Below are 14,634 nucleotides of genomic sequence, written 5' to 3'. Positions count from 1 at the left end.
ATCGACAGCAAAAAAGTTCCCGCCCCCATCCTGGTAGCGAAAACTTTCTTTTACAAGTTCATTGAAGATGAATGGCCAGGTCCGCTTCGATCAGGGTCAATGGCAGCAATCGCTGCATTCACCGCCGCCGGTGCTTGACCAAAGCCAGTGGCCATTAAATCAACATGACCCAGATAAGATGAAGCATCCCCAATTGCAAAAAGAGCTGGTTGCTTCGTTTTGATCTGGTCAGTCACAACGATGCCAGCTGAATCCCAATCAAGGTCCACTTGCCAACCAGTATCGGCCTGCCCCTTTGTTAAAAAGCCATACTGAACAAGGAGATTATCCACCACTAACTTCTCTTGCTGACCTTGATCTTTAACATGTTGTAGCGTCAATTCTAGTCGACCATCAGCCGTTTGTTGTGCGCTTTCAACTTTTTTAGGCGTTTTCTTAATCACCTTTGTTTTCTCTAAAGCCAATACAGCCTGTTCCAGGGCCCGAAATTGGTCTCGGCGGTGAATCAGGTAAGTCTTCTTAGCAATCGCGTCTAATTGCTGGGCTAAATCAACCGCTGAATCACCACCGCCGAGGACCGCCACTTCCTGATTTTGATAAAGCGCAAGATTCGGGGCAAAATAAGACAAACCCTTTCCCTCTAGTTCAGCCTCATTTTCAATTTGCAACCGTCGTGGCTCAAAAGCCCCCTTACCAGTTGCCAAAATCACCGATCGACCAGTCACACTCGTTTGCCCGCCATTAATTGCGATGTGCCAGTTTTTACCGGCACGAACAATATCCGTGACCTTGGCCTCGGTCTGAACATCAACCGGAAACTTAGCCAACTGGTTTTTAAGGCGTTCAACCAATTCTCGGCCAGATACCCCTGGCAGTCCCGCGACATCCCAAATTTTTTTATCGGGGTAGAGTGTTTGCACCTGACCGCCAAGATCCGTTAAGGCTTCTAATAAAAGCACCTTGGTATTGCGCAAGCCAGCATAGAAGGCAGCAAAAAGGCCCACCGGACCACCACCAACAACAATAATATCGTACGTTTTTTCCATTTTGACTCGCTTTCTTCGTGTTTTACCTAACAATTTTGCTATAATAAAGTGTACCCAAACTAAAGGAGAATGCGCAATGTCTCGCAAAAAAATGATTTTAGATCTCGACACTGGTATTGATGATGCCTTAGCCTTGGCTTATGCCATCGGCCATGATGACATCGACTTAATTGGGATTATTGCCACCTATGGCAATGCCCTGACCAATGTCACGGCCAAGAATTCACTTGACCTCTTAGACCTCTTAGGCGCCCATGACGTTCCCGTTTTCATTGGTGAGTCACATTCATCGACCACCACTGACTTCACTGTCATGCCAATCTCACAGGCCATTCACGGCCGAAATGGTATCGGTGATGTCGAAGTTGAGGCCTCAACACGGACTGTTGACAGCCAAAACGGTATCGATTTCTTAATTGAAGCCGCTCACCAATACAAGGACGAACTAATTTACCTTCCAACTGGTCCTTTGACGAACTTAGCCAAGGCCCTTGAGAAAGATCCAAGCCTTGCCAAGTTGATTGGCCAAACAACTTTGATGGGTGGGGCTTTAACGGTTCCTGGTAACGTGACGCCCTTTACGGAAGCTAACATTCACCAAGACCCCGAAGCCGCCGACTTTGTTTTTAAAAATCAGGAAAACCTCACCATGGTTGGCCTGGATGTCACTCTACGAACGCTTTTAACCAAGAAGCATACACAAGAGTGGCGTAATCTCGGCACAACTGCCGGTCAGAACTACGCTGACATCATGGATTACTACATTGATGCTTATTATAACTTAGATATCGATAAAAAAGGAGCCGCCCTCCATGATCCACTAGCAGTGGCGGTTGCCGTTGACCCAAGCTATGTAAGCACTTTGGACTTAAACATGCAGGTCACTTACGACCAAGAATCAGGTGACTACGGTCGAACAATTGGCGACAAGACCAAACTTTTGGAACCAACGATTTCAAAGGCTGCCGTTTTAGTTGACCAAGACCGTTTTGTCTCTGATTTTCAGCAGATGATGCTCAAGGTTCTCGCCTGAAAATTCCCACCAAATAAAAAGACTTAACCAGTGACATGCGCATATTACAAGGTCCATTAGTCACTTAGCTAAGTCTTTTTTTGATGAAATTTTACCGATCCAGATTCTTGGGCATTAGCCCCTCTACTCAATCAGCAAAGTCAGCACCACTTTGATTACTTGTCGGTAGCCAATTCTGCTAGCTTTTGATCAACAAGGGCCAAAACCCGCTCCTTAGCAGTGGCATCCTCAACAAAGTTAAGCTCATCACCATTAATTTGGAGCTTTGGGGAACGGTCGTATTGGTCGAACCAAGCATCATAGCGAGCATTTAGGTCCGCATAGTATTGGTACAAGTCTGGGTCCTGCTCAATCTGCTCGTAAGGACGACCGCGCTTCTTAATTCGAGCTAACATTGTCTCCAACGAAACGCGAACATGGATTAACAAATCCGGCGTTTTCGTCTTGTTTTCCTCTGAAACTTCTTCCAAGACATTATTGACCAAATCCTTATAAATGTCGACTTCGGTCTGCGTTGCTCGACCTAAATCAGCATTGAGCTGGAAAAGTAGGGCATCTTCAAAAATTGACCGATCCATGACCGCATTCTTCTCTTTTTGTCCCTCGTGAATCTGGTCCAACCGGGTGTTCAAAAAGTAAACTTGGAGCAAGAAACTGTATTTCTTGGGGTCCTGGTAAAAGAGTGGCAAAATTGGGTTGTTATCCACACTTTCATAGTAGGCGCGACCACCCAAATGCTTTGCTAAAATCTCTGTCAAACTGGTTTTTCCAGCACCAATTGTCCCGGCTAATACAATCATATGTTCATCATTCTCCTCATTTATCACTTTTTTAAGTATAGCAAAATCTCAACGGCAATTCCGCCTTCGTCGCTAACTTTTAACATAAAAAAGTCGACCAACATTTTGGTCGACTTTTTGTTTTGAAATCGATAGGTATTCGAAAGCTTATGACTGCAAAGTCTGATTTAACTTAAGGGTAACCGTCTTCTTTTCAGTACCACGATAGTAAGTCAACGTTGTCTTGTCGCCGACCTTATGCGTGTAAAGCTGCTCACGCAAATCAGCCTGGTTAGCAACTGTCTTACCATCAATACCAACAATGACGTCATACTTCTTCAAGCCCGCCTTATCTGCTGGTGAACCGCTGTTGACCTTGTAAAGAACCACACCACCATTAACGGTATTTGGAATTTTGAGCGTTGACTGCTGCTCATTAACGGGAACCTGTGACAGATTAATCATCTGAATTCCCAGGGCTGGCCTCGTCACCTTACCATCTTTCACCAACTTATTAACGATGTCGACAACCTGATCCGAAGGGATGGCAAAGCCAATCCCTTCAACCGCCGTACCGTTTGATGATGATGACAACTTCATTGAATTGATTCCAACTACCTGTCCCGCTAAGTTAATTAACGGGCCACCTGAATTACCGGGATTAATAGCGGCATCGGTTTGAATAACCGTGGAGCCACCATAGTTTTGGCCGGAATCATCATCAGCCTGAACCAAACGCTTCGTGGCCGATATAATCCCTTCTGTTACTGAGGAAGCATACTGTGACCCCAGTGGTGATCCAATTGCCAATACCTGTTGACCAACAGAAATTTGAGCTGAGTCCCCAAAGGCGGCAGTTGAAATCGTTGAAGAATCAGTGATTTTCAATACGGCCAAATCAGTTAAAGCGTCCTTCCCAACCAGCTCGGCCGTAACTGTATTATTATCATTGGTAATGACCTGCAACTTATCGGCACCGTCAATCACGTGATTGTTGGTGACGATAAAGGCTGAGCCCTCAGCCTTTTTATAGACAAAACCAGACCCTTCCGTTGATTCATTATAAGTGTTACCACTCTTTTTAAAATTAAGCACCGAGACAACAGAATTGGCCACCTTGTTATAAGCATTGGTCGCCGTATCCTTGGACGTCATCGTTTTTGTTGCTGTCGCTTTGGTCCGAACAGGACTGTGCGTTACTTGATAATTTTGATAAATTTCTTGTCCAGCTAAAACAGCCCCACCACCAATTACACCGGCTAGGGCTCCAGCCAAAATCAAATTCGTTAGGTTCTTTTGCATGGTCGTCTCCAAAATTTGTTAACGCTACTATAACTGATTGAAATTAAGCAGAAATTAAGGTCACGAAAGGCTTAATCTTCATCCCACTGCTTTTCAGTCGATAACAAATCGTCCTGCACATAATTAAGGGTCATCTTAAAGGTAGAGCCTTCATTTTCTTTTGATTCGACCCAGATGCGACCATTAAACTTTTCAATCACTTCTTTAGAGATTGCCAATCCCAGTCCAGTACCGCCTTGGGCCCGCGACCGCGACTTATCCACCCGGAAGAAACGGTTAAAGACTTTCTCCTGGTCAGCTACTGGAATTCCCAGTCCTTGGTCTTTGATGCTAATCAAAGCCTTATCGCCTGATTTTTCAAGGGACACTGTAATACTGCCACCATCAGGTGAGTACTTAATAGCATTATTCATCAAATTATCGATGACTTGGGTCATCTTATCATAATCAATATCAACCCAGAATTCCTGATCTTTTGGGATGTGACGAACAATCTTAATCTTTCGATCCGAATTTAAATCCTTTGACGGTGACAACAAAATCATTTCAAACCGATCCAAAATAAAATTCAACATGGTATTTAGTTGAACCAATTCCGTCTTAACTTCCATCGTTCCCTGGTCCATTCGCGACAACTCAAGCAAATCAGATACCATTCGCGACATCCGGTCCGTTTCGTTTTGAATCACCGTCAAAAATTCACCAAGAATTTTAGAATCTTCCTTAGCGCCTTCTTGCAAAGACTCGACGTAGGACGCTACTGTGGTCAATGGTGTTCGCAGTTCGTGAGAGACGTTAGAAACAAAGTCACGCCGATCCTGATCAATTTTTTTCTGTTCCGTGATATCGTGCAAAATCAGAACCATGGCATTAATCAAACCAGAGGGATTCTTAATCAAAGACACCCGAACTTCAATAATTCGCTGACCGACATCAACCGTCATGGACCGTTGCTGTTTAATCAAATCCCGAATACTTTGGTATTCAGGGAGGTCCAATAGGTCAAAGACCTGCTGTCCCAGTGCCGCTTGTTCGCTGACACCAAGCAACTTGGTTGCTGCCTGGTTAATAATCGTTAGCTGTCCTTTAGCATTCGTCAGCAAAACCCCATCAGCCATATGATGGAGGACGGAATGGAGGCGGTTACGTTCATTACTAATGATTTCAGTTGATTCTGCAATCCGGTTTGACAACGTATTGACCGAGTGGGCCAACTGCGAAATTTCATCCGAACCAGAAATTGTGTTGACCATCGAATAATCACCAGCCGCAATCCGCGCTGTTTGTTTATTGATGATTTCAATTGGCCGCGTCAACGTCCGAGACAGAATAAAGGCCAAATAAACCGAAGCCACCAGCGTTAGCAGACCAGCCAACAAGAACAAAAGCAAAATTTGACGAGCATTGGCGTAAACCTTAGCGAGGCTAGCATAAACCACCACCACACCAACAGGTTTCTCTCCCGATTTGCTAGGAGCATTCGTCCCATTCGCATAAAGCTGCCGGGTCACCACCGCCTGTTGGCCGCTTCCTTGATCGCGGTCTTGTGTCCGGATCTTAAGGTAAGAATTACCGCCATCCAGAGCAATCTCGCTATTAGAATCAATAGTTTTTGGTAATAGCGACTTCTTTGTCGACTGACTGGAAACAACTTTGCCGGACTTATCATAAACCAAGACGTTTTCGACAAGGTTGGAATCGAAATCCTTCACGGCTGTATCCATTTTTTCCCGGCTCGCCTTACCAGAACCCGCATCCAAACCCTCGACAATTTTTTTCGTAACATAGGTTGGCATTGTCAGCTCTGCCTCACTGGCAATGAGGTCATGCTGCTCAATTTGATGAACGAAAAAAACGCCGAATGATTCTAAAATGACAATTAAAAAAAGGACAAAGACAAAGGTTATCCGGAATCGAATCGATTGTAAGAGTTTAACAATGACTTTCATAATCCCTGACAGCGAATGCCTGTCCTTTCATAATTTTTTATTTATTTTGGTTCTTACCAGATGAGAGGTAATAACCAACACCACGTCTTGTTCCTAACCAAACTGGATGTGATGGTACATCTTCAATCTTTTCACGCAAACGACGAACGGTCACATCAACTGCACGAACATCGCCAAAGTAGTCATAACCCCATACCTGACGAAGTAAGTTTTCACGGTTCATGACTTGACCAATATGTTGTGCCATATATGAGAGTAACTCAAATTCACGATGGGTCAATTCGAGGTCAACACCATCCTTTGTGACCATATAAGTCTTTGTATGGATAATTAAGTTGCCAAGCTGAATGTCTTCTTGGTTAACTGCTGGATCATCTGACTGGCTCGTTGTGTGACGGTTACGTAAGTTTGCCTTTACGCGGGCAACCAATTCACGATTCGAGAACGGCTTAGTGATATAATCATCTGCACCCATTTCCAAACCAATCACCTTGTCAATTTCAGAATCCTTAGCCGTTACCATAATGACAGGTGTCTTGTCTTTGGCCCGAATTTGACGCAAAACTTCAATTCCCTCGACTTCAGGAAGCATTTGGTCTAACAATACCAAATCAGGGTTTTCTGACTTGTACAATTCCAATGCCTCGGCCCCGTCACTGGCCGTTACGACCTCGTAACCCTCTTTTACCAGGTTGAACTTGATGATATCCGAAATTGGCTTTTCATCATCAACCACTAAAATTTTATACATAAGCGTCTCCAATTAAAACATTTTTCATTCGCTATTGTAACATAAAAAATTGGCCTTTCAGTCAATTTACGAATAATCTTCACAAAAAAAGACCTCTTTTGACACTTCAGCCAAAAAATAGTCCTTTATCAGAATCCTTTATCGAACTTAAGACGCCTTAGTCTTCTTGAGAACTACGACGGCGGAAGCGGTGTTTAAACATCGGGCTAATTGCTTCGTTCAACGAAACACGACGAATCGCTTCACCAATCAATTCCCCAACAGAAACAATTTCCAGCTTGTCAAACTTCTTTGAATCTGGCAAGTTAATCGAATCAGTCACAATAACTTTAGTGAAAACAGAATTTTGCAAACGTTCCAAAGCTGGTCCTGAGAAGACGGCATGTGATGCGGCCACGTAAACTTCCTTAGCACCATGTTCCAAAACAAGCTGAGCACCCTGCGTAATCGTTCCGGCTGTATCGATCATGTCATCGACCATGATGGCTGTTTTACCAGCAACATCACCAACGATTGAGCCAACCTCTGCTACGTTTGGCTTCGGACGACGCTTGTCAATCACTGCCACAGGTGCCTCTAAACCAAGCATGTTGTTCAAATTACGGGCACGGGTCATCCCACCGTGATCGGGTGAAACAACAACAGCGTTTTCTTTGTCGGCAATACCGGTTTCAATCAAGTAATCGGCCAAAAGCGGAGCACCTTGCAAGTGATCCATCGGTAGATCAAAGAATCCTTGAATTTGAGCAGCGTGCAAGTCTAAAGCCATCACACGAGTAGCTCCTGCTCGTTCAATCATATTCGCAACCAACTTAGCTGTAATTGGTTCACGTGAGCGCGCCTTGCGGTCCTGACGAGCATAACCGTAATAAGGCAAAACTACGTTGATTTGATTAGCTGATGCCCGCTTCAAGGCATCAATCATAATCAACAATTCCATCAGGTTATCGTTAACCGGTTGGGATGTTGATTGAATCACAAAGACATCTGCGCCACGGACAGATTCTTCAATGTTAATTTGCACCTCACCATCAGCAAAGCGCTTCACCGAAATGTCACTTAATGGCACACCGACTTCAGCAGCGATTTTTTCTGCTAAGGGGTGGTTCGATGAGAGAGAAAAGAGTTTTAGGTTTGACTTAGTCATTTTTGCTACTCCAGATTAAAGAACAACGATTTCTTATATATTATAACAATAAAATCAAGGTAACTGGGCAAAAAAAGCGACTGATTTTATCATCGCCGCTTGTCATCTTACATTACTAATCTGTTGCTACTAATTATTTGGCTAAAATAAAGCGTTCGATAGCCTTGGCAACACCATCATGGTTGTTATCCGTTGTCTCCTGGTTGGCAATCGCCTTAATTGAAGGTACCGCATTTCCCATGGCAACGCCAATACCCGCAGCTTCAATCATTGTGTGATCGTTTTCCTGGTCACCAATTGCCATTGTTTCTGATTGATCGATGCCCAACTCCTTTGCCAATGCTAACAATGCCTGGCCCTTAGAAGCCGCCGTATTCATAAATTCCAAATTATTCGGGGTTGAACGAACAACATTGGCCTCTTGCGTCAACTCTGCCGGGACCTTTGCCTGAATCTGATCCATAAAGCCTTCGTCGCCAATAGCAATTGCCTTGACAAAAGAAGTTTCCTCCAGCTCTGAAACTTCATCTTTGATAGTTAGTGGCAGGCTGACCACGAAGTTTTCCTGGCTTGCAAAGACATTTACATTCGTCATCACCGTATAGGCGTCTGAGTCTGATTCAACCTGAATATAGGTGTTATGATCTTCTGCAAATTGTTGCGCCTTCAAAAAAGTAGTCCATGGCAAAGCAGCTCGATGAAGGGTCTTTTGTCCGTCTGTTGTTTGGACCAAGCCACCATTGTGCGTAATCACATAATGATCTTCACCCAAGAGATCTAATTCATTCAAAATCTTTTTAACGCCTGTTTCTGGTCGCCCAGTGGTAATGACCACATGAACCCCCTGTGCCGTCGCTTTTTGGATAGCACTTTTTACCGCCGGTGTAATCTCACGATTATCATTATAAAGCGTGCCGTCAATATCAATTGAAACAAGTTTAATTGTTTGCATAAAATTAGCCCCTTTTCAAGATTATGTCAATTATAGCAAAGTTTAGTTAGATTTTGCCGTCAAATGAGTATAAAAAAAAGAACCGCCGAGGCGATTCTTTCAAGTGTTAATAGCTTACTTCAAAGCAGACCATTGCCACTTAGTGAATTCTTCGATGTCGCGACCTTCTTCACGGGTCACCTTCAAGTGCTTTGCCAAGATGTCATCCATCTTAGTGATGAATGTATCAGCAGCAGCTTGGTCAACCGCACCACGGTCTGCAAGGACAGCAACAGCTTCCTTAGCTTGGTGGAAACGATCAAGGTGTGAGTAAACGCGCATGTCGTAAGTAGTTGTGATGTCACCATCTTCACGGTATCCGTGAACAAAGACGTCACCGCGGAACTTACGCTCGAAGAAGAATGATTCAACCAAGTCTTCGTATCCGTGGAATCCGAAGATAACTGGTGTATCAGCTTGGAAGAACTTGTTAAATTCGTCATCTGACAATTCACGTTCGTCGTTTCCGGCTGATTCTGACTTCTTCTGCAAACGAAGCAATTCAACAACGTTAACATAGCGGAACTTAACTTCAGGGAATTCCTGGTTAACCAACCACAATGCGGCCAAAGTTTCAATTGTTGGTTCTGTACCAGCAGAAGCAAATGTGATATCCACATCAGCTGATGGTGCAGTAGATGCCCAATCGATAACCTTCAAACCTTCAGTAGCCAACACTTCAGCTTCAGCAGCTGAGAACCACTGTTGACGTGGTTGCTTTGAGATAACCATGTGGTTAACCTTTGAGTGTTCGCTGAAGGCGCGTTCCATCACTGCCAAAGTTGAGTTACCATCGGCTGGCAAGTATTGGCGGATGAAGTCTGACTTCTTTTCGGCCAAGTGAGTCAACATACCAGGATCCTGGTGAGTGTAACCGTTGTGGTCCTGCTGGAAAGCAGTTGAAGTAGAAATCAAGTTCAATGATGGGTAGTCATTACGCCATGCTTGTTCTGATGCGTGACGCAACCACTTGAAGTGCTGAGTAATCATTGAGTCGACAACGCGCAAGAATGATTCGTATGAAGCGAAGATTCCAACACGACCAGTCAAAGTATAACCTTCAAGCCAACCTTCAGCTTGGTGCTCTGACAATTGAGCATCCAAGATACGGCCTTCTGGTGCTTCGTATTGGTCGTTAGGGTTCTTAACTTCTTCCATCCATTGACGGTTAGTAGTATCAAACAATGACCACAAACGGTTTGACATTGTTTCATCAGGACCAAAGACACGGAATGACTTAGGGTTCATTTGCATTACCTTTTCAAGGTAGTTTGACAAAGTGAACATGTCCATGTTGCGGTTACCATCTGGCAAGATCGTTCCACGGTTGTCAGCGTTGATGTCGTTTACGTAATCGCGCCAGTCTGGCAAGTCAAGATCCTTAAGATCTTCACCGCGCTTACGACCACCGTTAGCGATTGGGTTAGCTGACATCCGCTTGTCACCCTTAGGAGCAATAGCCTTCAATTCATCCTTCAATGAACCATCAGCGTTAAACAATTCTTCAGGCTTGTATGAATTCATCCATTCTTCGAATTGTGGCAATGTGTCCAACTTTCCTTGTGCCAAAGGCAATGGAACTTGGTGGGCACGGAATGAGTTTTCGATTGGCATTCCAGCTTGGTCATGGGTAGGTCCACCCCAACCCTTTGGCAAGCGAGCAATGATCACTGGCCATGCAGGAATTGTACCATCTTCATACTTACCATTTTCACGGGCATCCTTTTGGATAGCTTGGATGTCTTCAATAGCAGTATCAAAGATATCAGCAGCCTTTTCGTGGTAAGCCATGTAGTCATGGATGTCTGCGTTTTCAATGAAACGGGCTGAGTAACCAAGACCTGCAAAGAAGTTCTTGATTTCTTCATCTGACATACGTGAGAAGACAGTTGGGTTTGAAATCTTAAATCCGTTCAAATCCAAGATTGGCAAAACAGCACCATCATTCTTAGCATTCAAGAACTTGATTGAATGCCATGAAGTCATTGATGGGCCAGTTTCAGCTTCACCATCACCAACAACGGCAAAAGCGATTTGGTCAGGGTTGTCCAAAACGGCACCGAATGCGTGTGACAATGAGTAACCCAATTCTCCACCTTCATGCAATGAACCTGGAGTTTGGGCAGTCATGTGTGAACCAATTCCACCTGGGAATGAGAAGCGCTTGAACAAAGTTGACATACCCTTCAAGTCTTGAGTAACTTCTGGGTAATCAGCAGTATATTCACCATCAAGGTAAGCGTTCGTAACCATCACTTGGCCACCGTGACCAGGGCCACCGATGTAGAACATGTTCAAGTCATACTTGTTGATCAAACGGTTAGCATGAGCATACAAGAATGTTTGACCTGAGATAGTTCCCCAGTGTCCGATTGGCTTAACCTTAACATCTTCAGCTTGAATAGGCGTCTTAGTTACTGAGAACAATGGGTTTGACTTCAAAAAAATCATCCCAGCTGACAAATAGTTGGTTGCACGCCACCACTTATCAACAAGTTCCAAGTACTCTTTTGAGTTGTAATCAACCATGTAAATAGTACTCCTTTTTCTTTCAACGAAGCCCGCTTCTGCAAACTCCGGCTATATATTTACAAGTCCTATTATATCGAGAGTGTTCCATTCGTTCAAGAAAAAAAGGGCTTTGGGTCTAACTTTTTCGTTTTTGGTTGCATTTCTTTATTAATTGGACCGGTCCAATCAATCTTTTATTAAACACATTCCATAGAATTGTTTGCTAACTTAATTGGGCTTATTCCGACCCAAGTGAAACGAAAGCATTATAACGCAGGTATTTGTAGTGTAGGCGCATATTAGAATATTCCAATGGTGTCCCATCATCCATGAAAAAAATCCCTTCCATAATCCCGACCGGCTCAGTCGCCTTAAGCTTTAACAGCTTCTGCTCTTCAACATTCGACGGCTCGGTCATGATCGTCATAAACGACCTCGTCACTGTTTTTGACTTCCGTTTTTCAACATATTCATAAATAGATTTAGTCACCGTTTCCCGATTAAGTCCTGGCAATAAAGAAATCGGCACGTAGCCATATTCAATCATGAATGGCACACCATCTAACTTACGCAGACGCTTAATTTCGTAAACAAAATCGCCATCGTTTAAAAATAATGCTGATTGCTGCTCTGGCGTGGCCTGAATCACCCGGAAGTCCAGGAGTTCAATGCTGGGTGCTTGACCATTAATTCGAAAAGAATCTGAAACACCCAGGTTGGATCCCTCATGTTGAAAGATTGCCTGATTTTTCAGGTATAAAGGGTTGACAAATGTCCCTGATCCCCGCTTCTTAAAGATAATCCCCTGCTGGACCAATACGTTGAGGGCCCGTTTAATTGAAGAACGCGAAACCCGGTAATCAGCCGCTAATGTTCGCTCATCAGGTAACTTAAGGTCTTTATAATGACCCTGATAAATTTTTTGTTTAATATCGGCTTGCACCGTTACATAAATTGCTTCTGACATAATGTCTATTGTAGCATAATTGGTCCAACCACTTTTCAAAATTGGTTCCAACTGCTTTTTTTCTGCTTTTTGCTTATGCTAAAATAGAACCATGGCAAAGAAGAAAAAAGATAAAAAAACATTACCCGAACAGGTCCTCGACAAGCATAGCGTCGCCTATGAGCCACTCGAGCTAAACGCTTTGGACTTAACTGAAGCAGAAATTACGGCTAAGATGGATGAATTAGGCATTCAACAATCAGACATTTTTAAAACGCTAGCTGTCAAGGGTGACAAAACTGGTCCCTTGATAGCCGTTGTCCCCCTCACCAAGCGCTTAGATATGAAAAAATTGGCCGCCGTTTCCGGTAACAAAAAGACTCACATGTTGCCACTCAAGGAATTAGTGGCGACCACCGGCTACGTCCACGGTGCCAACAATCCCGTTGGTATTTGGCAGAACCACGGTTTTCCCATCTATTTCGCCAAAGAGGCAGAAGCAGCCGACTACTTCCTGGTTTCAGCCGGCGAACTCGGTCGGTCCGATAAATTAAATCCCCAAGAATTGGCGACAATGATTGGCGCCCCCTTTGTTGATTTAACCGAAACGGAAGCATAAAACAAGCGTTTAAAACTAAGCAAAAGGCAGCACATCGATTTTGAATGTGCTGCCTTTTGCTTTGATTTTGGTTGTTTACCAACCCTGTGACATATCAGGAATTGGGCCAAAGCCCGATTGTTCCTGGCGATAAGTGCCGGCCATGTTCGAGAATTTGAAAGTTGGCTTGTTAAACATCAACTCCGCCTTTCCCCTGGCTCCAGCACGGTTCTTTTCCACAAGAACTTCAATCGGAACAACTGTTTCTTCCTCAACCTGGTTACCACCTTCATCGCCATCCTCACCCGCTCGGTTGGGATGGTAATCATCACGGTACAAAAAGGCCACGATGTCAGCATCCTGCTCGATCGAACCGGACTCACGCAAATCAGAGAGAATTGGTCGTTGGTCCTGACGCTGTTCAACGCCACGCGAAAGCTGAGCCAAGGCAATAATCGGCGTGTGCAATTCTTTTGCCAGTTTCTTGATAGAACGAGAAACTTCAGAAACGGCTTGCTGACGGCTTTCACTATTGGCAGATTCAATCAATCCTAGGTAGTCAATCATGACCAGACCCAATGGGTGGGGATTTTCATCCCGCTCTTCTTCTGGCAGCCGCCCAACAACTTCACGTTCTAGTTTTCGCAGCTTAGCCGAGATTTGAGCCATGCGAATTCCTGGCGTGTCATCCATATAAATCTGCATGTTTGCCAATGATTGAACGGCTAACGTCAATGCTGCCCAATCCTCATCTTGCATATTACCAGTGGTCAATTTATTAGAATTAATCCCACCTTCAGCAGCAACTAAACGAGTTACCAAGTCAACAGCCCCCATCTCCAAAGAAAAAATCACAACGGGTTTCTTTTCGGTTTTGGCTGCATTCTTAGCAATATTTAAGACAAAAGCCGTCTTTCCAACGGCCGGACGGGCACCAATGACAATCATTTGGTCTTCACGGAAGCCATGCGTTAACTCATCTAATTGGTCATAACCCGAAGCAATCCCGATAACTTTGCTATCGTTTTCACTGGCGGCCTGCAAATTTTCTTGAAACTCATTCAAAACATCTTTAATTCGACGTAAATCATCATCGCCCTGGTTTTGAGCCAGGCGGTCAAGCTGACGGCCGAGCTCCTCGAGCAATTCACTCGATGGCTCAGACCCATCATAGGCTAACGTCATGGACTCGGTTAACGTTTGAATCAAACGGCGCAAAATCGCTTTTTCATGGACGATTTGCGCATAAAATTTTAAGTTTGAAGCAGAGGCCGACGACTGTGAAATGTCAACTAAATAGTCGATACCACCTACATTTTCTAGCTGGCCCATGGCATTCAGTTTATCTTGCAGGGTTAGGATATCAACAGGTCGTTCCTCTTCAACCAACAGCTGCATCGCCTTAAAAATTTCTTGATGCTTCTGTCGATAAAAATCGCTTGGGTCAAGGATGGCTTCCGCTGCGACAATCGCTGCCTCGGATTGAACATCAAAGAAAATAGCACCCAAAACGGCACGTTCAGCTGCTTCATCATTGGGTGCCTGTCGGTACTCATTGCCCATTACTGAAACATCAGCCAT

General features: G+C 44.2%; 12 protein-coding genes. 2 read left to right on the top strand and 10 right to left on the bottom strand.

Annotated features, from left to right (window positions below; genetic code table 11):
• Nucleotides 1–50 precede the first annotated feature (50 nt).
• On the bottom strand, nucleotides 51–1,046 hold the full coding sequence (locus tag ACSYSH_RS05610; protein WP_489816209.1) for an NAD(P)/FAD-dependent oxidoreductase: 996 nt from the start codon (nucleotides 1,044–1,046) through the stop codon (nucleotides 51–53).
• A gap of 76 nt (nucleotides 1,047–1,122) precedes the next feature.
• Between ACSYSH_RS05610 and ACSYSH_RS05605 the strand changes: the two genes are divergently transcribed.
• Nucleotides 1,123–2,079, top strand: coding sequence for a nucleoside hydrolase (locus tag ACSYSH_RS05605; protein ID WP_252773234.1), 957 nt, complete (start codon nucleotides 1,123–1,125; stop codon nucleotides 2,077–2,079).
• Nucleotides 2,080–2,234: 155 nt separating this feature from the next.
• Here the strand turns inward: ACSYSH_RS05605 and ACSYSH_RS05600 are convergent, their stop codons facing one another.
• The 8 genes from ACSYSH_RS05600 to ACSYSH_RS05565 form a co-directional block, all read right to left on the bottom strand.
• Nucleotides 2,235–2,879, bottom strand: a complete 645-nt coding sequence (locus tag ACSYSH_RS05600; protein ID WP_491702211.1) for a deoxynucleoside kinase — start codon at nucleotides 2,877–2,879, stop codon at nucleotides 2,235–2,237.
• 147 nt (nucleotides 2,880–3,026) lie between these two features.
• Nucleotides 3,027–4,160 carry a S1C family serine protease gene (locus tag ACSYSH_RS05595; RefSeq protein ID WP_489816206.1) on the bottom strand — a complete coding sequence of 378 codons (1,134 nt, stop codon included), beginning with the start codon at nucleotides 4,158–4,160 and terminating at the stop codon, nucleotides 3,027–3,029.
• Between the two features lie 71 nt (nucleotides 4,161–4,231).
• On the bottom strand, nucleotides 4,232–6,109 hold the full coding sequence (locus tag ACSYSH_RS05590) for an ATP-binding protein (protein ID WP_491702212.1): 1,878 nt from the start codon (nucleotides 6,107–6,109) through the stop codon (nucleotides 4,232–4,234).
• Between the two features lie 37 nt (nucleotides 6,110–6,146).
• Nucleotides 6,147–6,860 carry a response regulator YycF gene (gene yycF / locus ACSYSH_RS05585; RefSeq protein ID WP_252773238.1) on the bottom strand — a complete coding sequence of 238 codons (714 nt, stop codon included), beginning with the start codon at nucleotides 6,858–6,860 and terminating at the stop codon, nucleotides 6,147–6,149.
• Between the two features lie 157 nt (nucleotides 6,861–7,017).
• Nucleotides 7,018–8,007 (bottom strand): ribose-phosphate diphosphokinase, encoded by a 990-nt coding sequence (locus tag ACSYSH_RS05580; RefSeq protein ID WP_489816204.1) that lies wholly within the window; start codon nucleotides 8,005–8,007, stop codon nucleotides 7,018–7,020.
• 133 nt (nucleotides 8,008–8,140) lie between these two features.
• Nucleotides 8,141–8,959 carry a Cof-type HAD-IIB family hydrolase gene (locus tag ACSYSH_RS05575; protein ID WP_491702213.1) on the bottom strand — a complete coding sequence of 273 codons (819 nt, stop codon included), beginning with the start codon at nucleotides 8,957–8,959 and terminating at the stop codon, nucleotides 8,141–8,143.
• Nucleotides 8,960–9,073: 114 nt separating this feature from the next.
• Entirely contained in the window at nucleotides 9,074–11,527 is a 2,454-nt protein-coding gene (locus ACSYSH_RS05570; protein ID WP_252773240.1) for a phosphoketolase family protein, read from the bottom strand.
• A gap of 220 nt (nucleotides 11,528–11,747) precedes the next feature.
• Complete coding sequence (locus ACSYSH_RS05565) at nucleotides 11,748–12,476, bottom strand: GntR family transcriptional regulator (RefSeq protein ID WP_491702214.1); 729 nt, start codon at nucleotides 12,474–12,476, stop codon at nucleotides 11,748–11,750.
• 91 nt (nucleotides 12,477–12,567) lie between these two features.
• Between ACSYSH_RS05565 and ACSYSH_RS05560 the strand changes: the two genes are divergently transcribed.
• The gene (locus ACSYSH_RS05560) at nucleotides 12,568–13,074 is read left to right on the top strand and encodes a YbaK/EbsC family protein (protein ID WP_252773242.1); all 507 of its coding nucleotides are present in this window, start codon (nucleotides 12,568–12,570) and stop codon (nucleotides 13,072–13,074) included.
• 75 nt (nucleotides 13,075–13,149) lie between these two features.
• Here the strand turns inward: ACSYSH_RS05560 and dnaB are convergent, their stop codons facing one another.
• Nucleotides 13,150–14,634, bottom strand: coding sequence for a replicative DNA helicase (gene dnaB, locus ACSYSH_RS05555; RefSeq protein WP_491702215.1), 1,485 nt, complete (start codon nucleotides 14,632–14,634; stop codon nucleotides 13,150–13,152).

This window comes from Fructobacillus sp. ESL1117, assembly GCF_058508565.1.
The sequence above is the reverse complement of the archived record's forward strand: the minus strand, read 5'-3'. Positions and strand labels throughout refer to the sequence as shown.

Excerpts from the sequence above, each read along its gene's own strand:
- ACSYSH_RS05610 (WP_489816209.1), bottom strand. The coding sequence starts at position 1,046 with ATGGAAAAAACGTACGATATTATTGTTGTTGGTGGTGGTCCGGTGGGC.
- ACSYSH_RS05605 (WP_252773234.1), top strand. The coding sequence starts at position 1,123 with ATGTCTCGCAAAAAAATGATTTTAGATCTCGACACTGGTATTGATGAT.
- ACSYSH_RS05600 (WP_491702211.1), bottom strand. The coding sequence starts at position 2,879 with ATGATTGTATTAGCCGGGACAATTGGTGCTGGAAAAACCAGTTTGACA.
- ACSYSH_RS05595 (WP_489816206.1), bottom strand. The coding sequence starts at position 4,160 with ATGCAAAAGAACCTAACGAATTTGATTTTGGCTGGAGCCCTAGCCGGT.
- ACSYSH_RS05590 (WP_491702212.1), bottom strand. The coding sequence starts at position 6,109 with ATGAAAGTCATTGTTAAACTCTTACAATCGATTCGATTCCGGATAACC.
- yycF (WP_252773238.1), bottom strand. The coding sequence starts at position 6,860 with ATGTATAAAATTTTAGTGGTTGATGATGAAAAGCCAATTTCGGATATC.
- ACSYSH_RS05580 (WP_489816204.1), bottom strand. The coding sequence starts at position 8,007 with ATGACTAAGTCAAACCTAAAACTCTTTTCTCTCTCATCGAACCACCCC.
- ACSYSH_RS05575 (WP_491702213.1), bottom strand. The coding sequence starts at position 8,959 with ATGCAAACAATTAAACTTGTTTCAATTGATATTGACGGCACGCTTTAT.
- ACSYSH_RS05570 (WP_252773240.1), bottom strand. The coding sequence starts at position 11,527 with ATGGTTGATTACAACTCAAAAGAGTACTTGGAACTTGTTGATAAGTGG.
- ACSYSH_RS05565 (WP_491702214.1), bottom strand. The coding sequence starts at position 12,476 with ATGTCAGAAGCAATTTATGTAACGGTGCAAGCCGATATTAAACAAAAA.
- ACSYSH_RS05560 (WP_252773242.1), top strand. The coding sequence starts at position 12,568 with ATGGCAAAGAAGAAAAAAGATAAAAAAACATTACCCGAACAGGTCCTC.
- dnaB (WP_491702215.1), bottom strand. The coding sequence starts at position 14,634 with ATGGCTGATGTTTCAGTAATGGGCAATGAGTACCGACAGGCACCCAAT.